Source organism: Mycobacterium sp. NGS16 (assembly GCF_059813225.1).
Genome location: NZ_JCALEE010000007.1, coordinates 141171 through 164892, shown reverse-complemented (window position 1 = coordinate 164892; position 23722 = coordinate 141171). Strand labels below are relative to the sequence as shown.

At 68.2% G+C, this 23722-nt stretch carries 20 protein-coding genes; 5 read left to right on the top strand and 15 right to left on the bottom strand.

Annotated features, from left to right (window positions below):
* Nucleotides 1-260: 260 nt before the first annotated feature.
* Genes AC5Y4Q_RS16650 through AC5Y4Q_RS16630 form a run of 5 tightly spaced genes read right to left on the bottom strand, consistent with a single transcriptional unit; the run spans nucleotide 261 to nucleotide 7438 of the window.
* A complete protein-coding gene (locus tag AC5Y4Q_RS16650; protein ID WP_499959722.1) occupies nucleotides 261-1703 on the bottom strand; it encodes a vWA domain-containing protein in 1443 nt (480 codons plus the stop codon).
* A gap of 7 nt (nucleotides 1704-1710) precedes the next feature.
* Nucleotides 1711-2601, bottom strand: a complete 891-nt coding sequence (locus tag AC5Y4Q_RS16645; RefSeq protein ID WP_064921274.1) for an AAA family ATPase — start codon at nucleotides 2599-2601, stop codon at nucleotides 1711-1713.
* A 15-nt stretch (nucleotides 2602-2616) separates the two neighbouring features.
* Nucleotides 2617-3858 carry a glutamate-5-semialdehyde dehydrogenase gene (locus AC5Y4Q_RS16640; protein WP_125224577.1) on the bottom strand — a complete coding sequence of 414 codons (1242 nt, stop codon included), beginning with the start codon at nucleotides 3856-3858 and terminating at the stop codon, nucleotides 2617-2619.
* Entirely contained in the window at nucleotides 3855-5267 is a 1413-nt protein-coding gene (locus AC5Y4Q_RS16635; RefSeq protein ID WP_499959684.1) for a mechanosensitive ion channel domain-containing protein, read from the bottom strand. The genes AC5Y4Q_RS16640 and AC5Y4Q_RS16635 overlap by 4 nt, the downstream gene beginning before the upstream one ends.
* Nucleotides 5264-7438, bottom strand: coding sequence for an adenylate/guanylate cyclase domain-containing protein (locus tag AC5Y4Q_RS16630; protein ID WP_499959721.1), 2175 nt, complete (start codon nucleotides 7436-7438; stop codon nucleotides 5264-5266). Before AC5Y4Q_RS16630 ends, AC5Y4Q_RS16635 begins: the two co-directional genes overlap by 4 nt.
* A gap of 66 nt (nucleotides 7439-7504) precedes the next feature.
* On the opposite strand from AC5Y4Q_RS16630, the gene AC5Y4Q_RS16625 reads away from it, so the two are divergent.
* The gene (locus AC5Y4Q_RS16625; protein ID WP_499959682.1) at nucleotides 7505-8377 is read left to right on the top strand and encodes a ribokinase; all 873 of its coding nucleotides are present in this window, start codon (nucleotides 7505-7507) and stop codon (nucleotides 8375-8377) included.
* A 51-nt stretch (nucleotides 8378-8428) separates the two neighbouring features.
* On the opposite strand, the gene AC5Y4Q_RS16620 is transcribed toward AC5Y4Q_RS16625, so the two are convergent.
* Entirely contained in the window at nucleotides 8429-9172 is a 744-nt protein-coding gene (locus AC5Y4Q_RS16620) for a methyltransferase domain-containing protein (protein ID WP_235663869.1), read from the bottom strand.
* Between the two features lie 15 nt (nucleotides 9173-9187).
* Entirely contained in the window at nucleotides 9188-11242 is a 2055-nt protein-coding gene (locus AC5Y4Q_RS16615; protein ID WP_499959680.1) for an NAD(+) synthase, read from the bottom strand.
* A gap of 59 nt (nucleotides 11243-11301) precedes the next feature.
* On the opposite strand from AC5Y4Q_RS16615, the gene AC5Y4Q_RS16610 reads away from it, so the two are divergent.
* From AC5Y4Q_RS16610 to AC5Y4Q_RS16600, 3 genes are read left to right on the top strand one after another with little or no spacing between them, the layout of a single operon-like run.
* Nucleotides 11302-11841: a cysteine hydrolase family protein gene (locus tag AC5Y4Q_RS16610; RefSeq protein ID WP_064921267.1), complete on the top strand. Its 540-nt coding sequence runs from the start codon at nucleotides 11302-11304 to the stop codon at nucleotides 11839-11841.
* 4 nt (nucleotides 11842-11845) lie between these two features.
* Nucleotides 11846-12703, top strand: a complete 858-nt coding sequence (locus AC5Y4Q_RS16605; RefSeq protein ID WP_499959678.1) for an NAD-dependent protein deacetylase — start codon at nucleotides 11846-11848, stop codon at nucleotides 12701-12703.
* A gap of 14 nt (nucleotides 12704-12717) precedes the next feature.
* The gene (locus AC5Y4Q_RS16600) at nucleotides 12718-13965 is read left to right on the top strand and encodes an MFS transporter (protein ID WP_499959676.1); all 1248 of its coding nucleotides are present in this window, start codon (nucleotides 12718-12720) and stop codon (nucleotides 13963-13965) included.
* A 66-nt stretch (nucleotides 13966-14031) separates the two neighbouring features.
* Here AC5Y4Q_RS16600 and AC5Y4Q_RS16595 read toward each other — a convergent pair whose 3' ends face one another.
* Nucleotides 14032-15291: a cytochrome P450 gene (locus AC5Y4Q_RS16595; protein ID WP_499959674.1), complete on the bottom strand. Its 1260-nt coding sequence runs from the start codon at nucleotides 15289-15291 to the stop codon at nucleotides 14032-14034.
* 104 nt (nucleotides 15292-15395) lie between these two features.
* Between AC5Y4Q_RS16595 and AC5Y4Q_RS16590 the strand changes: the two genes are divergently transcribed.
* Nucleotides 15396-16031, top strand: coding sequence for a TetR/AcrR family transcriptional regulator (locus AC5Y4Q_RS16590; protein ID WP_064921263.1), 636 nt, complete (start codon nucleotides 15396-15398; stop codon nucleotides 16029-16031).
* Between the two features lie 8 nt (nucleotides 16032-16039).
* Here AC5Y4Q_RS16590 and AC5Y4Q_RS16585 read toward each other — a convergent pair whose 3' ends face one another.
* The 7 genes from AC5Y4Q_RS16585 to ndk form a co-directional block, all read right to left on the bottom strand.
* Complete coding sequence (locus AC5Y4Q_RS16585; protein ID WP_064921262.1) at nucleotides 16040-16789, bottom strand: PE-PPE domain-containing protein; 750 nt, start codon at nucleotides 16787-16789, stop codon at nucleotides 16040-16042.
* 11 nt (nucleotides 16790-16800) lie between these two features.
* Nucleotides 16801-17904 (bottom strand): glutamate 5-kinase, encoded by a 1104-nt coding sequence (gene proB / locus AC5Y4Q_RS16580; protein ID WP_064921261.1) that lies wholly within the window; start codon nucleotides 17902-17904, stop codon nucleotides 16801-16803.
* Nucleotides 17901-19346: a GTPase ObgE gene (gene obgE / locus AC5Y4Q_RS16575; RefSeq protein WP_064921260.1), complete on the bottom strand. Its 1446-nt coding sequence runs from the start codon at nucleotides 19344-19346 to the stop codon at nucleotides 17901-17903. Before obgE ends, proB begins: the two co-directional genes overlap by 4 nt.
* Before the next feature lie 102 nt (nucleotides 19347-19448).
* Nucleotides 19449-19715 carry a 50S ribosomal protein L27 gene (gene rpmA, locus AC5Y4Q_RS16570; protein WP_064921259.1) on the bottom strand — a complete coding sequence of 89 codons (267 nt, stop codon included), beginning with the start codon at nucleotides 19713-19715 and terminating at the stop codon, nucleotides 19449-19451.
* 13 nt (nucleotides 19716-19728) lie between these two features.
* Nucleotides 19729-20040: a 50S ribosomal protein L21 gene (gene rplU, locus AC5Y4Q_RS16565; protein ID WP_064921258.1), complete on the bottom strand. Its 312-nt coding sequence runs from the start codon at nucleotides 20038-20040 to the stop codon at nucleotides 19729-19731.
* Nucleotides 20041-20179: 139 nt separating this feature from the next.
* A complete protein-coding gene (rne, locus tag AC5Y4Q_RS16560) occupies nucleotides 20180-22957 on the bottom strand; it encodes a ribonuclease E (RefSeq protein WP_499959670.1) in 2778 nt (925 codons plus the stop codon).
* A gap of 296 nt (nucleotides 22958-23253) precedes the next feature.
* Nucleotides 23254-23700, bottom strand: a complete 447-nt coding sequence (gene ndk / locus AC5Y4Q_RS16555) for a nucleoside-diphosphate kinase (protein ID WP_064921303.1) — start codon at nucleotides 23698-23700, stop codon at nucleotides 23254-23256.
* Nucleotides 23701-23722: the final 22 nt, after the last annotated feature.

Here is a 23722-nt window from a genome sequence, read left to right as displayed (position 1 = left end):
GATGTTGCCGCCGGAGGCGACGGCGCTGATGCCGCCACCGTCGCCTCCGGCGCCCTCCCGCCCCCGCATTGCCGCCATCGCCACCGTCAGATGCGTAAAGCTCGCCAAGAAGCCTTAGGTTATTTCGGTGTTCGCGGGGGTTCATAGAGTAATCCACTACCCTAGTTTTTCCGGGAAAGCGCCCGCGCTTACTCGCCTCGGCGAGCGTGCGCAGCGATACGGCTGGTCCAGCTGGGCCAACGGCCTGCCAGAGCAGGGAATCAGACCGGCAGCAGCTGGTCGATGACCGCGGCCAATTGCTTGGCCGACCGGCATTCATGCATGGCGATGACGTCGGTATACCGCGGCACCGCCGAATCACCGCTGCCCCACAGGTGCCGCGGCTCGGGGTTGAGCCAGTGCGCATGGCGACTCGCGGTCACCAGATGCGACAGCACGTCGGTGCCCGGGTCGCGGTAGTTGGTGCGGCCGTCGCCGAGTACCAGGAGCGCCGTGCGCGGGGACACCACACTCGGGTACTTCTCGACGAACGAGCCGAAGGCATGGCCGTAGTCGGAGTGGCCGTCGCGGGTGTACACCGCGGACTCGCGGGTGATCCGTTGAATGGCCACCGCCAGGTCGGCCTCCGGCCCGAACAGATGCGTCACCTCGTCGGTCGTGTCGATGAACGCAAAGACACGAACCCGGGAGAACTGTTGGCGCAGTGCGTGTACCAACAGCAGCGTGAAGTGGCTGAACCCGGCGACCGACCCCGAGACGTCACACAGCACCACCAGCTCGGGCCGGGCCGGGCGCGGCTTGCGCAGCACCACGTCGATCGGCACGCCGCCGGTGGACATCGAGCGGCGCAAGGTCTTTCGCAGGTCGATGGTGCCGGCGCGGGAGCGTCGCCGACGGGCGGCCAGCCGGGTGGCCAGGGTGCGGGCCAGCGGCGCCACCACCCGTCGCATCTGGCGCAGCTGCTCTCCGGAAGCGCGCAGGAACTCGACGTTCTCCGACAGTTGCGGGATGCCGTACATCTGCACGTGCTCGCGGCCGAGCTGCTCGGCGGTGCGCCGCTTGGTCTCAGCGTCGATGAGCTTGCGTAGCTGCGCGATCCGCTGCGCCGCAACAGCCTTGGCGATCTGCTCCTGAGTCGGGCTGGGCTCGTCGCCGTACGGGGCAAGCAGCCCCGCCAGCAGTCTGCCCTCCAGCTCGTCGAGTGCGAGCGCCTTGAGCGCCTGGTAGGCGGAGTAGGAGGGGCCGCGGCTGGAGCGGTATTGCCCGTAGGCCCCGACGATCGCCGCGATCATCGCCGACAACCGTGGGTCGGTATCGGCCAGGTCGGGGTTGTCGGTCAGCAGATCGACCAGCATCTCCCGCATGTCCTCGACGTCTTCGGGCAGCGGTGCGTCGTCGGCGGACTGCGGGTCATCGGAGACGATCACGGTGCGCCCGCCCAGGGCGGCGGGAAACCACAGATCGAACATGGCGTCATAGGTGTCGCGATGGTCGGGCCGGCGCAACACCGCGCAGGCCAGGCCTTCGCGCAGCACCTCCCGATCGCCCAGCCCGAGTGCGGCCAGCACCCGCCCGGCGTCGACGGTTTCCGATGGTCCCACCGAAATCCCTTGACCCCGTAGGGCTTCGACGAAGCCCACCAGGTGCCCCGGGATGCCGTGCGGGGCCAGCGGCTGCGGCGGACGGGTGCGGCGGACCATCAGGGGACCATCAGTTCAGTCGCAGTTCCCCGGATGCGCGCACCTGGTCGGACTGGTGCTTGAGCACCACCCCGAGGGTGGCGGCCACGGTGGCGTCGTCGATGGTGTCCAGGCCCAGCGCCAACAGCGTTCGGCCCCAGTCGATGGTCTCGGCCACCGAGGGAAGCTTCTTGAGCTGCATGCCGCGCAGCACGCCGATGATGCGCACCAGTTCGGCGGCCAGGTGTTCGGGCAACTCGGGTACCCGCGACAACAGAATGCGCCGTTCCAGGTCCGGGTCGGGGAAGTCGATGTGCAGGAACAGGCAACGGCGCTTGAGCGCCTCGGACAGCTCCCGGGTGGCGTTGGAGGTCAGCACGGTGAACGGCGCGCGGGTCGCGGTGATGGTGCCCAGTTCGGGGACGGTGACCGCGAAGTCGCTCAGCACCTCCAGCAGCAAGCCCTCGATCTCGATGTCGGCCTTGTCGGTCTCATCGACCAGCAGCACGGTGGGATCGGTGCGCCGGATCGCGGTCAGCAGCGGACGCGACAGCAAAAACTCCTCGGAGAACACGTCCATCTTGGTGGCGTCCCAGTCAGCGGACCCGGAGCCTGATTGGATGCGCAGGATCTGCTTGGCGTGATTCCACTCATACAGCGCTCGGGCCTCGTCGACACCCTCGTAGCACTGCAGCCGTACCAGTCCGGCACCGGTGGCGGCGGCCACGGCGCGGGCCAGTTCGGTCTTTCCGACGCCGGCCGGTCCCTCCACCAGCAGCGGCTTGCCCAGCCGGTCGGCCAGGAACACCGCGGTGGTGGTGGCGGTGTCGGCCAGATACCCGGTCTCGGCCAGTCGGCGGGCGACGTCGTCGATATCGGTGAACAGCGAGGTGTGCTGAGCGGGGGTGGCGGGCAGGTCCATGCGGGGTACGGCTCCTTAGACGGGACGGGTGTGGCCGTCACCCCACACGATCCATTTGGTCGAGGTCAGCTCCGGCAGGCCCATCGGACCACGCGCGTGCAGTTTCTGGGTGGAGATGCCGATCTCGGCGCCGAAACCGAACTGCTCGCCGTCGGTGAACGCCGTCGAGGCATTGACCATGACCGCGGCCGCATCGACCTGCTCACTGAACCGCTGAGCGGCGGCCATGTTGGTGGTGACGATGGCCTCGGTGTGACCGGTGCCGTATTCGTTGATGTGCTCGATGGCGTCCTCGAGCCCGTCGACCACCGCGCACGCGATGTCCATCGCCAGGTACTCCCGACGCAGGTCGTCCTCGGCGGCGTCGCTGTGCACCGTGACCCCGGCGGCGGTCAGCGCATCCACCAGCCGGGGCAGCGCCGTCTCGGCGATGGACCTGTCGATCAGCAGGGTCTCGGCCGCGTTGCAGACGCTGGGCCGCCGGGTCTTGGAGTTCAGTAGCACCTGTTCGGCGACAGCCAGGTCGGCGGACTCATGGACGTAGACGTGGCAGTTGCCGACGCCGGTCTCGATGGTCGGCACCAGCGCATCACGCACCACGGCCTCGATCAACCCGGCCCCGCCGCGCGGAATGACCACATCCACCAGGCCACGAGCCTGGATCAGGTGGGTGACACTTGCGCGGTCGGCCGCGGAGAGCAGCTGCACGGCGTCGGCCGGCAGATCCTCCGCGGTCAGGGCACCCCGCAGGACGTCGACCAGGGCTTGGTTGGAGTGCGCCGCCGACGAGCTGCCGCGCAGCAGCGCGGCGTTGCCGGACTTCAGCGTCAGCCCGAACGCGTCCACGGTGACGTTGGGCCGGCCCTCGTAGACCATTCCCACCACGCCGAGCGGCACCCGCTGCTGGCGCAGCTGCAGCCCGTTGGGCAAGGTATAGCCGCGCAGCACCTCGCCGACCGGATCGGGCAGCCCGGCAACCTGGCGCAGCCCGGCGGCGATTCCGTTGACCCGCTGGGGGTTCAGCGCCAGCCGGTCCAGCATGGCCTCGGGTGTGCCGGCGGCCCGGGCGGCGGCCAGGTCTTCGGCATTGGCGGCCAGGATGTCATCGCTGTGAGCCAGCAGTGCATCGGCTGCGGCGTTCAGCGCACTGTTCTTGGCCGCGGTGGACAACGCCGTCAACGCGCGCGAGGCGATCCGGGCTCGGCGGGCGGCGTCGTGGACCTCTTGGCGCAGGTCGGGAAGCACAGGGACGCTCATCGCCCCAGGGTATCGGCGAAGGGCAGATCCGGCGAAACGGCCCCGGTCTGGTGCGGGCGTCGGCGCTGATCGATGATCCGGCCCAACTCCTGCAACAGCAGCGGCTTGGCCATCACCAGGTCTTCGATGTGGTCGCGGTCGATCACCACCGCGGTCACTTCCTCCAGCGCGTAGGCGTCGAACTGGCTGGCTTCTCGGGTCAGGGTGGTGACGCCCAGGAACGCGCCGTGCCGCAGCGTGGTGTCCGGGACGGCCGGATCCGTGCCGGTGATGCGGACGCTGCCTTCGGTCAGGAAGGTCATGGCGGCCGGCACCTGACCGGCCTGTTCGAGTGCTTCGTCGGTGCCGTAGCGGACCACGGTGGCATACGGCGCCAGGGCTTGTTGGTCGGCCTCGGTCAGCCGCAACGCGGGTGCCACCACCGTCCGCAGCGCCTCGGCGACCCGCTCCGGCGTCGAGAACTCATCGTCGGCGTCGTCGAGGTGCAGGCCTTCGCGCCGAGCGGCATACCAGAGCCACCGCAGGAAGGTGGCTTGCGCCGCACCGTCGTCGACCGGGGAGTCCAGCGCGATGGCGGTCCGGTATTGGCCACCGCCCAGCGCCACCGAGCCGGGCACCTCCCCGGCGGTGCGCAGCGGCAGTGCCGCGGCGATCCGCGATAATAAGGAACACACCCGGTCGGGTGGGTCGGCGGCGGCGAACGTGGTGGTGACCGAGACCCGGTGCACCCCACCGGAGCGGCTGATGTTGGTGAACGAGGTGCCCGCCAGCACCGAGTTCGGGGTGACCTGCAGCCCCTCGGAGGTCCTGATGTGTACCGCGCGCCAGTTCACCTCGACGACCTGGCCGCGCGCCGTGGGCGTGGACAGCCAGTCGCCGATCCGGAACGGCTGCTCGAACAGCATGAACAGACCCGAGACGATCTGGCCGACCGAATTCTGCAGCATCAAGCCGATGACCACCGACGTCACGCCCAGCGCGGTGAACAGTCCGCCGATCTTGGCGCCCCAGACGTGGGACAGGATCAGCGCCAGGCCCAGTCCGATCAGCAGGAAGCGGGCGACGTCGATGAAGATGGTCGGGATCCGGCCGCGCCACGAGCCTTTCGGAGCGCTCTGGAAGAAGGTGACGTTGAGTCCGGACAGCAGCAACACCAGCAACATGAAGCCGAACACGGTGAAGATGACCCGCACCGTCGGATCTTGAGTTGCCACCCCGGCTACCGGCACCAGCAGCACCAGCAAGGCGCCGAGCGGCAAGAGGTAATTGCGGATCAGCGCCACCGGCCGGGCCAGATAACTGGCCCGCCGCACCAGCGCGACATGCCATTCGGTGAACAGGATCAGGCCCGCAGGCAACCCGACCGCGACACCGAGCGCCCAGTAGAACCATGTCCCGAAGACGTTCACGATTTCTCCGACAAGCGCCAGGTCTGCTGTTCGGTGTCCCCGATCAGCACGGTGCCGGCCGGAGCGAACTCCTTGCTCTCGGCGAGCATGTCGCGCACCACCGTGGTGACATAGATGCCGGGTTCTGATGTGGCCCTACGTAACTGGTAGGTGAGGTTGACCGCCGAGCCCCACAGGTCGTAGGTGACCCCGGAGCGGCCCACCAGCCCGCTGACGACCTCCCCGGTGTTGACGCCGGCCCACAGGTTCAGCCGATGGCCGGTTTTGACGTCGAACCGGTCGACGATGCGCTGCATCTCGCAGGCGAACTCGACGATGCGGTGCACGCCGTCCAGCCGTGGGGTGGTCAAGCCGCAGCCGGCCAGGTAGCCGTTGTACATGGTGCGGATTCGTTCGACACCAACGACTTCGGCCGCCGCGTCGAACTGCCTGACCAGCTCGTCGACCATCGTCACCAATTCGTTCGCGGACACCTCGGCGGACAGGTCGTCGATCCCGTGCAGTTCGGCGTAGACGACGCTCACGTTGTGATGTTCCTCCGCGATCGCCTGTTCGCCGCCGCGATAGCGCCGCACCACCGACTCGGGCATCAACGACAGCAATAGCTCGTCGTTCTGCTTGCGCTGCTCGGTGAGCAACTCCTCCTTGATCCGCAGGCTGCGGCTCATGTCGTTGAACGCCTTGGTGAGATCGCCGATCTCATCGGCCGCCCGGGTCGACACCGCGGCGCTGTAGTCGCCGGCGCTGATCCGCTGGGCGGCGGTCTGCAGCCGCCGGATCGGACGCAGGAACAGCCGGGCGAGCACCATGGCCAGCACGCAGATGGCGAAGATGACCGCGGTGGTGGCCAGCACCACCCTCCGGCTGAACGACGTCACCCCGGCGTAGGCGTCGGAGTAGTCCCGGGTCGCCAGGATCGACCACTGCAGCTCCGAATTGGGGATCGTGAGCGGCGCGTACGCCGTCAGCTCGCGGTTGCCCAGATAGTCGTATCCGGTATTGAGCGTGCCGGTCTGGCCGCGTTGGGCGGCATGCAGTCCCGGCGAGTCCACCGGCTGCACCAGGGTCGTGGTGCCCAGCCGCAGCGCCTTCTCCACCGTCGCCACCGCGGTGCCCGCGGCCACCGCTTCGCGGCGATAGGCCTCCGGGTCCTCCAGAAACAGCCGCGAATCCGAGCGCATCAACTCGTCCGGGCCGGCGAGGTAGGTCTCGGTGGTGTGCCCCACCCCGGCGGCTTTCCAGTCGCGGTTGGCGGTCATGATCCGGTTGACCTTCGCGCTGGGCAGCGGCAACGCCATCACGCCCTCGACGGTGCCGGCGTTGCCGACCGGCGAGACCAGCCAGGCGGTGGGAGCGTCCAGATTGGGTTGGTACGGCTGATAGTCGGTGATCCAGACGAAGTTGACGGCGTTGGACGCCAACGCTTTGCGGTAGGCGTCGCGCAGGCTCGACTCGCGGTAGGGGCCGGTCAGCACATTGGTGCCCAGGTCCACACCCTTGTTCACGCTGTAGACCACATTGCCGCGGGTGTCGAGCAGCAACGCGTCCAGATATTCGTTGCGGTTGACGATCTCGGTGAAGAAGCGGTCGAACTGGGCGTTTGCCGCCTGCCACGCACTGGAGTCGCCGGTGTCGTCGGGCTTCTTCGGTTCTCCGGTGAAGCCGGCGGTATAGCGGGCCTGCAGGTGGCGCTGCGCGGCCGATGTCGGCAACAGCGCGGCGATGTCAGCCTGTTCGCCGGTCCGTTCGGCCAGCTCGGTGACGAACTGGTCGCGGTAGTAATTCGCGATCGCGCGCTGCTCTTCGGGACTGACCGGGGCGTGGGTGAGTTCGTCGAATCCGGCGGTGAACGCCTTGAGCGCGTCGGCCGCGGTCGCTGTCCCGCTGAAAAGGACCAGCGAGTTCGTCATCTCGGCGAACAACGAGGTGACCGCACGGCGCTGCGCCTCCCGGGCTTGCACCAGCTTGCTCGTCGCGGCGCGCTGCAATTCGGCTGCGCCGTACTGGAATTCGACAAACCCGACGACGGCGACCGAGGCAATGCTGGTCAGCAGCAGGATCAGCATCAGCTTGGTCTGAATGCTGATCCGGGACGGCAAGCGCCGGCGTCGCCGTTCATCGCTCGTGCTGATATCCGACGGTGCCGAGCCCACTCGGCTGCTCCCTTCGATTAGGCGGACTGTCCCACCCTAGGGGATCTGCGACGTTGCGCGGCCGCGAATGGGAAGCTGGCAAGCATGGCGACCCGGGTGTGCGTAGTGGGCAGCGTCAATCTGGACACCGTGTTCACGGTGTCCGCACTGCCGGCCCCGGGCGAGACGGTGCTCGGCTCGGCACCGAGCACCCACCCCGGCGGCAAGGGCGCCAACCAGGCGGTCGCGGCCGCTCGGGCCGGTGCCCGGGTGCAGTTCGTCGGCGCGGTGGGCGACGACGACGCCGGCGTGCGGTTACGCCGGCACCTGCACGGCAACGGTGTCGGCACCGAGGGGCTGACGACGGTGCCGGGGCCCAGCGGGTCGGCGGTGATCACGGTGGACCCGGCCGGGGAGAACACCATCGTGGTGGCACCGGGCGCGAATGCCTCACTGGCCTTGGATTCCGGCCAGCGCGCCCTGATCGCCGGCGCGCAGGTGCTGCTGGTGCAGTTGGAGATTCCGATCGACACGGCCACCGCGGCCGCGCGCCTGGCCCGGGCAGCCGGGGCGACGGTGATCGTCAATGTCTCCCCGATCGGCGCGGACCTGGAACTGGGCGAGTTGAGCGACCTGATCGACGTCGCCGTGGTCAACCAGACGGAGTCGGCGCAGTTCGACCACCCGGCACCGCACCGAGTGGTCACGCTGGGAGCGCGCGGTGCCCGTTATGCCGGGGCGGGCGGCACCGTCGAGATGCCGTCGCCGGTGGTCGATGCCGTCGACACCTCCGGCGCCGGTGATGTCTTCGCCGGCGTGCTGGCGGCCGAGTGGCCCGGCGGCGTCGCCCACGCGTTACGGCGCGCGTGTGCGGCCGGGGCACTGGCTACGTTGGTCGCCGGCGCCGGGGATTGCGCCCCGAATGCCGAGGCGATCAGCGCGGCGTTGGGCACCGACGAACCCGAACGTTGCACGTGATGTGCTCGATCCGAATACCGCAGTTCGATGTCCAGCACCTGAGCAAAGCGGTCACGCCTGCTTGCCCCGCACCCACTGGATGGTGCCGAAGTTCTTGGCCCGCACACTGGTGAAGCCGTAGCCCTCGAGGGTGTCGGCGATCTCGTCGTCGCCAAACACGCGCACGCCGGACTTCAACGGCAGCTGCCAGATCCGCGATGCCAAGCCGACCGTCGGCACCATCAGCGCGATCCGCCCCCCGGGCTTGAGCACCCGGGCCATCTCGCCCAGCGCCGCCATGGGGTCGGGGATCAACTGCAACACGGCGATCGAGACGACGGCGTCGACGGTGTTGTCGCGTAGCGGCAGCTGTTGGGCATCCGCGCGCAGGAATCCGGCCTGGGCGCCGGCTCGCACCCGCACCGCCCGGGCCAGCATCGGCTCGGAGACATCGACACCCAGCGCCAGGCCGTCGGCGCCGACGGCGCGGGCCAGCGAGGCGGTGATGCTGCCCGGACCGCAGCCGACATCCAGCGCCACCCCACCGGCCGGGATGTCCAGCCACTCGATCGGGTGCTGCCAGGCTTCGAGGAGTCGCCGCGCCAGCGTCTGGGCGTTGTCGTAGAACATCGACCCGAACGGCGAGGCCCACAGTCTCTGGATCGCACCGGTGTTCTGCGCCGAGCCGGAGTCCGCTTCTCCGCCCAGCAGGTCGAGATAGCCCCGGCTGACCACGGGATTCGACGGCGGATCGCTGAGCAACTCCATGGCCCGCTGCAACGCCGGTGACAACGGAAACCTTCGCATCTCGGCCATCGTCGGTGCTCCTCCCTACCCCTGCGGAATCTCCCGTTCGATTTCGTCGAGCCAGATCCGCGCCGACATGTCCGACGGCGCCCGCCATTCCCCCCGCGGCGACAGCGAGCCGCCGTGCGACACCTTCGGCCCGTTCGGCAATGCCGAGCGCTTGAACTGGCTGAACGAATAGAAGCGCTGCACAAAGACTTTCAGCCAGTGCCGGATGTCGGCCAGGGAATAGGCCTGCCGCTTGTCCGCCGGATACCCGGGCGGCCACGATCCGGCTTCCACGTCATGCCAGGCGTGCCACGCCAAGAACGCGGTCTTGGCCGGCGAGAAACCGTGGCGCAGTGCCTGAAACAGTGCGAAGTCCTGTAACGAGTACGGCCCCACCTTGTCCTCGCTGCGCTGAATCTCCTCACCGTCGCTCGCCGGCACCAGCTCCGGGCTGATCTCGGTATTGAGCACCGAAGCCAGCACCGCGCAGACCTCGGCGTCGAACTCACCGGAGTTGATCACCCAGCGAATCAGATGCTGGATCAGGGTTTTCGGCACTCCCCCGTTGACGTTGTAGTGCGACATCTGATCGCCCACCCCGTAGGTGGACCAACCCAGCGCCAACTCCGACAGGTCGCCGGTGCCCAGCACGATGCCGCCGCGCTGGTTGGCGATCCGGAACAGGTAATCGGTGCGCAGGCCGGCCTGCACATTCTCGAAGGTGACGTCGTAGACGGCTTCGCCGCGGGCGAACGGATGCCCCAGCTCGGTCAGCATCAGCTTCGCGCTGTCGCGGATGTCGATCTCGGCGAACGTCACTCCCAGCGCCCTGCTCAGCGCGGCCGCGTTGGCCTTGGTGCGCTCACCGGTGGCGAAGCCGGGCATGGTGAACGCCAGAATGTCACTGCGCGGCCGGTTTTCCCGGTCCATGGCCCGGGCGGCGACGATCAGGGCGTGGGTCGAGTCCAACCCGCCTGAGACCCCGAGGACCACTTTGGGATAGTTCAGCGCCCGCAGCCGCTGCTCGAGACCGGACACCTGGATGTTGTAGGCCTCGTAGCAATCCTGTTGCAGTCGCTGCGGATTGGAGGGCACGAACGGGAACCGCTCCACCACCCGTCGCAGCCCGATATTCCCGGCCGGCGGGTCCAGAACGAACTCCACCCGCCGGAAGTCCTGCACGGCATCCCGGTGGTGGCGGCGGTTGTCGTCAAAGGTGCCCATCCGCAGCCGCTCCGAGCGCAGCAGCCCGAGGTCGACATCGGCAACCGACCGGCGGGCTCCGCTGGGGAAGCGGTCACTGTCATCGAGCAGTGTGCCGTTCTCCCAGATCATGGTCTGACCGTCCCAGGCCAGGTCGGTGGTCGACTCACCCTCGCCCGCGGCGGCATAGACGTAGGCGGCCAGGCACCGCGCCGACGCCGACCGGGCCAGCAGGCAGCGGTCGTCGGCGCGCCCCACGGTGATCGGACTGCCGGACAGATTGGCCAACACCGTCGCGCCGGCCAGGGCGGCCTGGGCGCTGGGCGGCACGGGCACGAACATGTCCTCGCAGATCTCGACGTGCAGCACGAAGCCGGGCAGGTCGGTCGCGGCGAACAGCAGGTCCGGCCCGAACGGCACCTCGGCACCGCCCAGCCGGATCAGTCCGCGCTCATCGGCGCCGGCGGCCAACTGGCGGCCCTCGTAGAACTCCCGGTAGGTGGGCAGGTAGGACTTGGGCGCCACCCCGAGGATGCTCCCGCGATGGATGACCACGGCGGTGTTGTAGATGCGATGGGCGTAGCGCAGTGGCGCCCCCACCACCAGCACCGGCAATAGCTCCGTCGACGCCGCGGCCACCTCGAGCAGTGCCACCTCGACGGCGCCGAGCAAGCTGTCCTGCTGGACGATGTCGTCGATGGAGTATCCCGACAGCGTGAGCTCGGGAAAGACGGCCAGCGCGACGCCGTCGTCGTGGCACTCACGCGCCAACCGCAACACCGACTCGGCGTTGGCGGCCGGGTCGGCGAGCGTCGTGCGGTGGGTGCAGGCGGCGACGCGGGCGAACCCGTGCCGGTAGGCGTTGTAGAAGTCCCCAGTAGAGTCCATTGCTCCCCATTGTTGCCCAGGACGGTGTCAACATGCAGCTTTCGGGTATCACCTAGGCCATGAGCGATACCGCCGTGGTCGTCGTCGACATGCTCAACGCCTACCGCCATGACGACGCAGCAGAACTGGCCGACAACGTCGCAAACATCATCGAACCGCTGGCCGACCTGGTCGAACGCAGCCGCGCCGACGACGACGTCGACCTGATCTATGTCAACGACAACCACGGCGACTTCACCGCCGGCTTCGCCGAGATCGTCACCTCGGCACTGCACGGCGCGCGTCCCGAGCTGGTGCGCCCCATCGTCCCGGCAACCGGCGATCGGCGGGTGACCAAGGTGCGCCACAGCGCCTTTTACTCGACTCCGCTGGAGTATTTGCTCGGCCGGCTCGGCACCCGGCGATTGATCCTGACCGGGCAGGTCACCGAGCAGTGCATTCTCTACACCGCCCTGGACGCCTACGTGCGGCATCTGCCGGTGGTGATCCCGGTCGATGCCGTCGCCCACATCGACGCCGGACTGGGCGCCGCGGCGCTGGAGATGATGTGCCGCAACATGGCGACCGAACGGTCGACCGCCGAAAAGTGCCTACGCTAGCCGGATGGGTGCATCCGAGCCGACGGTCTGCGACCTGCTGAGGCTGCTGGCGGGCCGGCGGGTCGCGGTGCTCACCGGTGCCGGCATCTCGACGGATTCCGGCATCCCGGACTATCGCGGCCCGGAGTCGCCGCCGAGCAACCCGATGACGATCGCGCAGTTCACCGGCGACCCGGTTTTTCGGCAACGCTACTGGGCCCGCAACCACTTGGGCTGGCGCCACATGGCCGACACCGCGCCCAACCCCGGGCACTTGGCGCTGGCCGCGCTGGAAGACGCGCGCGTGGTGAACGCGGTGATCACCCAGAACGTCGACCTGCTGCACACCAAAGCCGGGAGTCGCCGCGTCATCGATCTACACGGCAACTATGCGACGGTGGTGTGTCTGGGTTGCGGGAATTCGGTGAGCCGCGCAGTGCTGGCCGAGCAGTTGGAGCAGCTCAACCCGGGGTTTGTCGAACGGGCGGGAAAGCTCGGTGGTATCGCCGTGGCGCCCGACGCAGACGCCGTCGTCACCGATACCGCATCCTTCCGTTTTGTCGATTGTCACCGCTGCGGCGGGATCCTCAAGCCAAACATCGTCTACTTCGGCGAAAGCGTCCCCAAAGACCGTGTCGCCCAGGCGTATTCGGTGGTCGACGAAGCCGACGCATTGCTGGTGGCGGGCTCGTCGCTGACGGTGTTCTCCGGCTACCGCTTCGTCAGGCACGCCGCGGCGCGCGGTGTGCCGGTCGCGATCGTCAACCGCGGTGCCACCCGCGGCGATGAGCTGGCCGCGGTCAAGATCGACGGCGGCTGCTCCGCGGTGCTGGCGCTGTTGGCCGCCGAGCTGACCGGTGCGGTCTCGGCGCCGAGGCCATAAGGCACGATGTTCGGGTGAAACAGCGCCTGAACGCCGATCAGCGCAACGCGTTTCTAGCCGCCGTCCTGGGCTGGTCGATGGACGCCTTCGACTACTTCATCGTGGTGTTCGTCTACGCCGACATCGCCAAGACCTTCGGCCACACCAAAACCGAGGTGGCCTTTCTGACCACCGCCACGTTGGTGATGCGCCCGGTGGGGGCGCTGCTGTTCGGTTTGTGGGCCGACCGGGTCGGCCGGCGAATACCGCTGATGGTGGACGTGATCTTCTACTCGACGGTCGGATTCTTGTGCGCGTTCGCGCCCAACTTCACCGTGCTGGTGATCCTGCGCCTGCTCTACGGAATCGGCATGGGCGGCGAATGGGGGCTCGGCGCCGCACTGGCGATGGAGAAGATCCCACCCGAGCGTCGCGGCTTCTTCTCCGGGCTGCTGCAGGAGGGCTATCTGTTCGGCTATCTGGCCGCCACCCTGGCCTCCCTGCTGGTGACCGATTGGCTGGGACTGTCGTGGCGGTGGCTGTTCGGGCTTTCCATCCTGCCGGCAATGGTCAGCCTGCTGATCCGCTACCGGGTGTCGGAGTCCGAGGTGTGGCAGGCCACCCAGAATCGGATGCGGCTGACCCGCACCAGGATTCGCGATGTGTTCACCGACGCCAAGGTGATCCGCCGGTTCTGCTACCTGGTGTTGCTGATGACGGCGTTCAACTGGATGAGCCACGGCACCCAGGACATCTACCCGACCTTCCTGACGTCCACCGATGGCGCGGGCCTGTCCCATGTGACGGCCAAATGGATCGCGGTGATCTACAACATCGGCGGCATCATCGGCGGGCTGATCTTCGGTGCGCTGTCGCAGCGGTTGGGGCGTCGCTACGCGATCATCTGGTGCGCGGTGATGGGGTTGCCGATCGTGCCGCTGTTCGCGCTGTCGCAGAGCGCGGCGATGCTGTGCCTGGGCTCGTTTCTGATCCAGTTCTGCGTGCAGGGCGCCTGGGGGGTGATCCCGGCGCACCTGACCGAGATGTCGCCCGACGAGATCCGCGGCTTCTACCCGGGGGTGACCTACCAGCTCGGCAATCTGCTGGCCGCGTTCAACCTGCCGATCCAGGAGCACCTGGCTGCCTCCCACGGCTACCCGTTCGCGCTGGCGGTCACTTTGGTGCCGGTGCTGGTCGCTGTTGCGGTGCTGACCGCGGTCGGCAAGGACGCCACCGGGATCCGGTTCGGGACCGGCCACCCAACTCCCGCCGAACAGACGTGAAAGCACCCTTCTGCATGCAGAATGAGGGGTCTCGCGTCTGATCGTGCCCGCCTGAGCCGCCCTCGATCAGAACGTGCAGGGCATGGCACGAATGCCGTGAATGAAGCTGCCCGCCACGTACTCCGGCTCGCCGGCCTCAATACCCGGTAGCTGCCGCAGCAACTGGCCGAAGATGGCGCGCAGCTGAGCTCGCGCCACATGCGTTCCCAGGCAGTAATGCTGCCCGCCGCCGCCGAAGCCCAGGTGCGGGTTGGGATCGCGGCTCAGAAGCAGCCGGGCCGGCTCATCGAACACCGTCTCGTCCCAGTTGCCGGACGCATAGAACATCGCGACCTTGTCGCCAGCCCGAATGGTTTCGCCACCGAGCTCGTAATCGGTTGCGGCGGTGCGCCGAAACGTCATCACCGGGGTGGCGTAGCGAATGAACTCCTCGACGGCCGTCCCGATGCGGCGGTCGAAATCCTCCAGCAGCCAGGCCCGTTGCTCGGGGAAGTCGGTGAGCGCCTTGAGGGCGTGGCTGGTGGTCTGGCGGGTGGTGTCGTTACCGGCCACTGCGAGCAGCACGAAGTAGGCGGACACCTCAGCGTCGGTGAGCCGGTCACCGTCGACTTCGGTGTTCACCAGGCTGCTGAACAAGTCGTCGCCGGGGTGCTCGCGACGCTGCGCGGCCAGCGCACCGGCGACCTGATGTAAGTACATGATGTTCTCGCCCATCACCGCCAACGGGCCTCGCCCGGCGAGGAACACCGGGTCGCCCGCCGATACCAGCGCGTCGGCGGCATGGGCAACCTGTTCCCGCTCGGAAGGCGGAATTCCCATCATGTCCGACAGCGTGCGCAGCGGCAGTTCCTTGGCGCAGTAGTCGACGAAGTCGGCCCCGCTGCCGGCGGCCTTGAGTTCATCGACAATGGCCGTGGCGCTGGCGGTGATCGAGTCCTCGATGCGCCGGACCTGCCGGGGCGTGAACGCCGCGGTGGCCAGCTTGCGCAGTGTGGTGTGCCGCGGCGGATCCATGGCCAAGAAGGACTGCGTGGTTTCCAGCAGCTCCGGGGGAAAGTTCTCGAACTGCACACCCTTGCCGGACAGAAACACCTCGTTGGTGCGGCTCACCGTGACGATGTCGGCATGTCGGGTGACGGCCCAAAAGCCGTGATCGTCCGGATCGTTGAGCATGGCGTCTTCGACCGGCGGGTGCCAGCTCACCGGTCGCTCGGCACGCAGCACCGCGAATGAGCGTTCCCGCTCCGCGGCGGTACCTGCCCAGAACGCGCGGGACGACAAGTCGATCGGGTCGTAGCCGCGCAGCGGGGCGGATGGTTTTGTCATGGCTCCTCCTCGGCTTATGACGCCGGTCACAGTCAGCAATCCAGACAATAGGTCTAGACAGAATGTCTAGTCAAGCTGTTCCAGGGGCGGCTAAGCTTTGCTCCGTGGCTTCTGTGACCCGCAAGCCCCCGAGCAGCCGCCAGGAGCGGCGCGGTGAGATCGAGCGCCGCCTGCTGGATGCCACCGAGCGGTTGATGGGCGACGGTGCCAGCTTCACCGAACTCAGCGTGGACCGGCTCGCCACCGAGGCCGGGATGTCGCGCGCGAGCTTCTACATCTATTTCGAGGACAAGGGCCATCTGCTGCGCCGACTCGCCGACCAGGTATTCGGCGATCTCGCCGCGAGCGCCGAGCGCTGGTGGGGCGTGGCCGGGCGTCGTGATCCCGACGATGTCCGCGCTGCGATGGCCGCGATCATCGCCAGCTATCGACGGCACCAACCGCTGCTGATCGCGCTCAGCGAGATGGCCGGCTATGACCCGCTGGTGGCGGCCACGTATCGGGAGTTGCTGACCGGTATCTCCGGGCGGGTGGCGCAGGTGATCGAAGCCGGCCAGGCCGACGGCTCCATTCGCCGCGCGTTACCCGTCACCGCCACGGCCAGTGCCCTGACCTGGATGGTGGAGCGGGCGTGCCAGCAGAACCTGCCGGGCCGCGATACCGACTACGATTCCGAACTCGCCACCGCGCTGACCGAAATCGTCTGGGGCGCTTTGTATCTGAGTCCCGCCGGGAAATAGCGCGGGCACTACCTGTGCCAGGCTGAGCGGTCGTAGCAGGTCTCGATCCTACGACGCTGCTTTTTCAGCCGGGTGGGGAACAGCGCGGACAGGCCGCAGGCCGGCGGCAGGCGGGTCGGTGACAAGACGTAGGTGATGTTGCCGCGGTGCGTGCGCAGATTGTCGGGGCTGTTGATGTCGACTCGGAAATAGTTGTTGTGGACAGTCACAAGCCCCAGTAGAGCGTTGCGGACGCCCAGTGAACTGACCTGTGCTGCAGGACGATTGGGGAAGTCAGCCATGCCGTCGTACTGGCGGCACAGATCCGTCACCGCGAAGGGGGTGTCCGCCGGCACCCCGACGCCGCCGTAGTCGGGCAGTGTCATGAACCTGACCAGCTTGGGGTCAGCCCGATAAATGCCGTGGAACGGCTGTTCGGGGTTTGCCAGCAGCAGAAACGACACCTTGCCGGTGGGCACCGAGGAGGTGGGGCCGTACTCGCGCAGCCACTTGCAGGCAACCTGCGCCCCCATACTCACCGCGTAGACCAGCACATCGTCGGCTTCGGGGTGACCGTGAAAGTGCGCGGTCAGCATGTCGTCGAGGGCTTGTGCACCGCGTTGCACCGCGGTGACCGCAGGCACGTAACGCAGTCCTTCGAAGTAGGTGTTGGGGTACTTGACGGCTCGGATGGCCTTGCCCTTGGTGACCACACCCCGGCACATGAACCGCAGAAACCCGCTCCATCCCGCGCCGTCGATGGTGAAGACGGTGCTCACGGCGGCCGGCCCTACACGGCGACCAGGTCGTCGGCGTGCACGACCGGGCGGCGCGCATCCGGGGCCAGTTCGGCGGTGGAATGGCCGATCATCCCCGCCAGCTCCCCGGCGTCGTAGCCGACGACACCACGGGCCACCACCGACCCGTCCGGGCCGCACAGCTCGACCACGTCGCCGCCGTGGAACCGGCCCGACACTCCGGTGATGCCGGCCGCCAACAGGGAGCGCCGCCGGCTCAGCACCGCCTCAACCGCGCCGGCGTCCAGCGTCAACGTGCCCGCCGCATCGGCGGCGTGGCGCACCCAGAATTTGCGCGCCGACAACCGCTGCGAACGCGCTGCGAACACCGTGCCCACCGACGCATCCGACAGCGCGGCGGCGGCATCGGCGGCGGCGGCCAGCAACACCGGAACGCCCGCGTCGGCGGCCAGCAGCGCCGAGGACAGTTTCGACACCATGCCACCGGTGCCCAGGTGACTGCCTTCGCCGGCCACCACGCCGGTGAGGTCGTCCGGGCCGGTCACCTCGGGCACCAGGCGGGCCGGCCCCTTGCGGGGGTCGCCATCGTAGAGACCGTCGATGTCGGAGAGCAGCACCAGCGCATCGGCGCCGACCAGGTGCGCTACCAGCGCTGAGAGCCGGTCATTGTCGCCGAACCGGATCTCGTTGGTGGCCACCGTGTCGTTCTCGTTGACGATCGCCACCGCGTGCAGGGCACGCAACCGGTCCAGGGTGCGGGCAGCATTGGTGTGCGACACCCGCATCGAGGTGTCCTGTGCGGTGAGCAGCACCTGCCCGACGGTTCGGCCAAACCGGCCGAACGCGGCACTCCAGGCGTTGACCAGCGCCACCTGGCCCACGCTGGCGGCCGCCTGCTTGGTGGCCAGATCGGTGGGCCGCTTGGATAACCCGAGCGGCTCCAGTCCCGCGGCGATGGCGCCGGACGACACGATCACCACGTCCGAGCCGGCCTTCATCCGGGCTTCGATCGCCTCGGCGAGCCCGGCGAGGCGGGCCGCGTCGAACATACCGTTCTCGGTGGTCAGTGCGGTGGTGCCGATCTTGACGACGACGCTGCGCGCGGTCCGGACCGCTTCGCGCGCCGCGGAACTCACGACTCCTCCGAGTGTTCACGGCGCTGCTTGCGCGCGGCTTTGCGTTCAGCGGCCCCGACCCGGTCGCTGCGCTCTACCCGAACATCGGTGCCCCGCCCGGACAACGTGACGTCGACCCCGGCCGGTGTGGCCGGCTCCCAGTCGAAGGTCATGTCCCCGATCGTCACCGCACAGCCCGGTGTGGCGCCCAGCCGCAGCAGCTCCTCCTCGACCCCGAGCCGGGCCAGCCGGTCACCGAGGTAGCCGACCGCCTCGTCGTTGTCGAAGTTGGTCTGGTGCACCCAGCGCTCGGGCCGTGAGCCGCGCACGATGAACCCACCGTCGCCGTCGGCTTCCACGGTGAACCCGGTCTCGCCCGCGGGTATCGGCCGGATCACCGGCCGGCGCGCCACCGGTTCCGGCTGCGCCGCACGATACGCCGACACCATCTCGGCCAGCGCGAAGATCAACGGGCGCAACCCTTCCCGGCTCACGGTCGACACCATGAACACCGGCCAGCCGCGCTCGGCCACGATGTCGTCACGGACAAACTCGGCCATCTCCCGCGCTTCGGGTACATCGATCTTGTTGAGCACGACCGCGCGCGGGCGGTCCACCAGGTCACCGAGGGCCGAATCCCCTTGCATGGTCGGCGTGTAGGCGGCCAGCTCGGCTTCGATGGCCTCGATGTCGGAGAGCGGGTCTCGGCCCGGTTCCGCGGTGGCACAGTCGATGACGTGTACCAGCACCGCACACCGTTCGATGTGGCGCAGAAAGTCCAATCCCAGCCCGCGGCCGGTCGACGCGCCCGGGATCAGCCCCGGGACGTCGGCGGCGGTAAAAGTGTTGTCCCCGGCGGAGACCACGCCCAGGTTCGGCGCCAGCGTGGTGAACGGGTAGTCGGCGATCTTCGGTTTGGCCGCCGAGATCACCGACACCAGGGCCGATTTGCCCGCCGAGGGAAATCCGATCAGGCCGACGTCGGCGACCGTCTTGAGTTCCAGGGTGAGGTCACGGGACTCGCCCTTCTCCCCCAGCAGCGCGAAGCCCGGCGCCTTACGGGCCCGCGACACCAGTGCGGCGTTGCCCAGCCCGCCGCGGCCGCCCGCGGCGGCTTCGAATCGGGCGCCCGCTCCCACCAGGTCGGCCAACAGCCGTCCGTGCTCGTCGAGCACCACGGTGCCGTCCGGCACCTTGATCTCCAGGTCGGATCCGGCGGCACCTTCTTTGTTGCTGCCCTGCCCCTGCTTTCCGGACGCAGCGTTGATGTGCGGCCGGAAATGGAAGTCCAGCAAGGTGTGCACCTGCGGATCGACGACCAGCACAACGCTGCCGCCGCGGCCACCGTTACCGCCGTCCGGGCCGCCGAGCGGCTTGAACTTCTCCCGGTGAATCGACGCGCAGCCGTTGCCCCCATTGCCCGCACGCACATGGATGACGACGCGGTCGACAAACCGGGACATCGGGCTTCCTCTCACCCATCCCACGCGTCGAGCGTGCAACCACTGCGAGTTTCGTCGCTCCTTCTCGCAGTCAGTACACGTTCGCGACGCAGGGCCGGTTGGTTAGCTCTCCGCGCGGGCGACAGGCACGATGTTGACGGTCTTGCGGCCACGCTTCAGGCCGAACTCGACCGCACCGGGCGCCGTGGCGAACAGCGTGTCGTCGCCGCCGCGCCCGACGTTGATGCCCGGGTGGAAGTGGGTTCCCCGCTGGCGGACCAGAATCTCGCCGGCCTTGACGACCTGGCCGCCGAACCGCTTGACGCCGAGTCGCTGCGCGTTGGAGTCGCGCCCATTGCGTGAGCTGGAAGCGCCCTTCTTGTGTGCCATCTCGTTCGCTCCCCTACTTGATTCCGGTGACCTTGAGCACGGTCAGCGGCTGACGGTGACCCTGCCGCTTGTGGTAGCCGGTCTTGTTCTTGAACTTGTGGATGCGGATCTTGGGGCCCTTGGTGTGCTCGAGCACCTCGCCGGTGACCGCGACCTTCGCCAGCTTGGCGGCGTCGGTGGTGACAGTGGAGCCGTCCACGACCAGCGCGACCGGCAGCGAAACCGATGCACCCGGCTCGGAATCGAGCTTCTCGACCTTGAGCACGTCACCGACGGCAACCTTGTACTGCTTGCCGCCGGTTTTGACGATTGCGTACGTCGCCATCGTTGGTGTCTTCCTCTTCTTTCCGAGCGCGCGCTATCGAGGCTCGCGTACAGCTGGGGTTTGTCGGCCGAGTCAGCCGGCCTGGTGACAACTGGTCTAGGGTACGTGACCAGCGACTACGGGGTCAAACCGGCCCTGCTCAGCTGGGCGGCCCGGCCGGCCGGGCCGCGGCCCGGCGCCGCCGGGGACGCTCGTAGGGCGCCGCGGCGACCACCGTGTCCCCATTGGACTCGTCGGACTCGTCGGACTCGTCGATGACATCCAGGTCATCGTCGTAGTCGTCGTCATCGTCGTCGAGATCGACCTCGACATCGTCATCGTCGGAGTCTTCCTCGGAGTCCTCGGTGTCCTCGTCGGTGTCGTCCTCGTCGATGTCTTCGTCCGCCGCCGCCTCCACGGCCTCGGCCGGCAGCTGCTCGTCGATCGCAACGTCGGGCTGCTCGTCAGGCTCCGTCGCGCCCTCCGGTTCCTCGACGTCGTCGTCGTGACGGTCGCTGGCCTTGGTCATAGTGGCCATCGCCTTGAACATCGGATGGTCACCGGGGGTGTGCACCGGAACCTTGGCCACCACCGGTTCGTCGGCCTTGGGCTTCTTCGAGCGCTTGCTGCGGCGGCTGCTCGGCTCGGCCTTACGGCCCGGCGCGGCCGAGTCGACCGGGTCGGCGTGCAGCATGATGCCGCGCCCGGCGCAGTGCTGACACGACGTGGAGAACGCCTCGATCAGCCCGGTGCCCAGTCGTTTGCGGGTCAACTGCACCAGCCCCAGCGACGTCACCTCCGAAACCTGGTGACGGGTGCGGTCCCGGCCCAGCGCCTCGGTCAGCCGGCGCAGCACCAGATCGCGGTTGGACTCCAACACCATGTCGATGAAGTCGATGACGATGATGCCGCCGATATCGCGCAGCCGCAGCTGCCGCACGATCTCCTCGGCCGCCTCCAGGTTGTTCTTGGTCACCGTCTCCTCGAGGTTGCCCCCGGACCCGGTGAATTTGCCGGTGTTGACGTCGACGACCGTCATGGCCTCGGTCCGATCGATCACCAGCGTCCCGCCCGAGGGCAGCCAGACCTTGCGGTCCATCGCCTTGGCCAGCTGCTCGTCGATGCGGTGCACGGCGAACACGTCCGGCCCGGCCTGACCGTCCGGCCCCTCCGGAGCCTGGTAGCGGGTCAGCTTCGGCATCAATTCCGGCGCCACCGAGCCGACGTACTCGGTGATCGTCGCCCAGGCGTCGTCACCAGATACCACCAGCTCGGAGAAGTCCTCGTTGAACAGGTCGCGGATCACCTTGACCAGCACATCGGGCTCTTCGTAGAGCGCCACCGCGGCACCGGCGGCTTTCGCCTTGGTCTCGGCGGCGGTGGCCTCGATCAGGTTCCAGCGTTCCTGGAGGCGTTCCACGTCGGCGCGGATGTCCTCTTCTTTGACGCCCTCCGACGCCGTGCGGATGATTACGCCGGCATCGGCGGGCACCACCTCGCGCAGAATCTCCTTGAGCCGCTGACGCTCGGTGTCGGGCAGCTTGCGGCTGATCCCGGTCGACGACGCCCCGGGCACGTACACCAGGTACCGGCCGGCCAACGAGACCTGGGTGGTCAGCCGGGCCCCTTTGTGCCCGATCGGATCCTTGCTGACCTGCACGACGACGTAGTCACCGGGTTTGAGCGCCTGCTCGATCTTGCGATTGGCGCCACCCAGGCCGGCCGCCTCCCAGTTGACCTCACCGGCGTAGAGCACCCCGTTGCGGCCGCGGCCGATGTCGACGAATGCGGCCTCCATCGAGGGCAGCACATTCTGCACGATCCCCAGATAGACGTTGCCCACCAAGGAAGTAGAGGCGGCCGACGTGACGAAGTGCTCGACCATCACGCCGTCTTCCAGCACGGCGATCTGGGTGTAGCGGGCACCGGTGTGCGGCGGCTCGGTGCGGACCCGATCCCGGACCACCATCCGGCGTTCCACGGCCTCGCGGCGGGCCAGGAACTCGGCCTCGCTCAGGATCGGCGGGCGGCGGCGCCCGGCGTCGCGGCCGTCGCGGCGACGCTGACGTTTGGCCTCCAGCCGGGTCGATCCGGTGATGCCCTGGATCTCGTCGTCGGATGAGCTCTTCTCGCCCTTGGAGTTCCTGGCCGTCTTGGCGCGCGGAGTCCGCTCGTGCACGACGGTGTTGGGCGGGTCATCCGCGGAGCCGGTGTCCTCGTCCTCGCCGGTGCCGGACTTGCGCCGACGGCGACGGCGCCGACGCCGGGTGCCCGGCTCGTCGGCGGAGTCGGTGTCGTCGTCGCCGGACTCGTCGACATCCCCGGTCTCGTCGGATTCCGCGGCGGAATCGTCGTCGTCGGTGTCGTCGTCGGAGTCGGCCGCGTCGGCGGTGTCGTCGGCGGCTCCGCCGTCGGAGCCGCGGCCCCGTCCGCGGCCGCGGCGGCCGCGGCGGCGACGGCGGCTGGCGGGGCGGTCCCCGGTCTCGTCGTCGCCGTCGGGGCCGAGGTCGTCGTCCTCGTCGGATCCGTTGTCGTCGGACACCGGCGGCTCGAAGGAGATCGGCTGCGGTGCCACGAACAGCGGCATGTAGTCGACCCGCGTGCTGGCGGCCTCCGGGGCGGTCTCCAGCAGCAGCCGGGACTCGGGCTCCTCGGGAACCTCGGCGGACACCTCAGCTTCCGGCGCCACCTCTGCGGTGGGTTCCTCGACCGAACCCAGCAGATCACGGACCCGGACCGCCTCGACGCGGTCCACGCTGGAATGGGCGCTGCGTACCCGGCCGTCCAGCTCGGCCAGGGCATCCAGTACCCGCCTGCTGGTGGTGCCCAGTACCCGGGCGAGGGAGTGCACTCTCAGCCGGTCCGGCAACTCCTCCTGCTCGGCCGGCACCGCAGGTACATCTGAGTAAGGGCCCTTAAAAAGAGAGGGGTCTGCCACGTAGGTCTCCTCAAGCCCCCGGGCGCGTTGCTATGACGCGGCCACGCGAGGGCTTCTCGTTATTCGCCCGGCTCACTTCCCCGGGCTTGTGGTGGTCTCGCTCCGAGGGGTTCGGGTGGAACCGACTCGGTGCCTGGCTGAATGAGGACCGGCGATCGGCGCCGCATCACATATCGCGACCGTCGCACTCGCCTAAGTCTTCATTCGGGTGTCGGACACCGGTCCGGTGACGTTCACCCGATGGTCAGTATCCCACACAACCGGAGCAGCCCGGGCGAAAGGCATTAACTACGATGTCAGGCCAGTGTCATCGGAGACGTCGGCGCCGACGCCTTGAGGTCGGGGAACCACAGCGCGATCTCGCGCTCGGCCGACTCCGGCGAATCGGAGCCGTGCACCAGATTGAACTGGGTCTCCAGCCCGAAATCACCCCGGATCGTGCCCGGGGCGGCCTTGGCCACCGGGTCGGTGCCACCGGCCAGCTGCCGGAACGCCTCGATGGCCCGCGGGCCCTCCACCACGGCGGCGACCACCGGGCCGGAGGTGATGAAGTCCAGCAGCGAGGCGAAGAACGCCTTGCCCTCGTGCTCGCCGTAGTGCTGTCGGGCCACCGCCTGCTGCACCGGCCGCAGCTCCAGCGCCGCCAGCGTCAGGCCCTTCTTCTCGATCCGGCTGATGATCTCGCCCACCAACCGGCGATTGACACCGTCCGGCTTGATCAGCACCAAAGTCCGCTCAGTCATGAAGCGCCGCTCCTCCTCATCG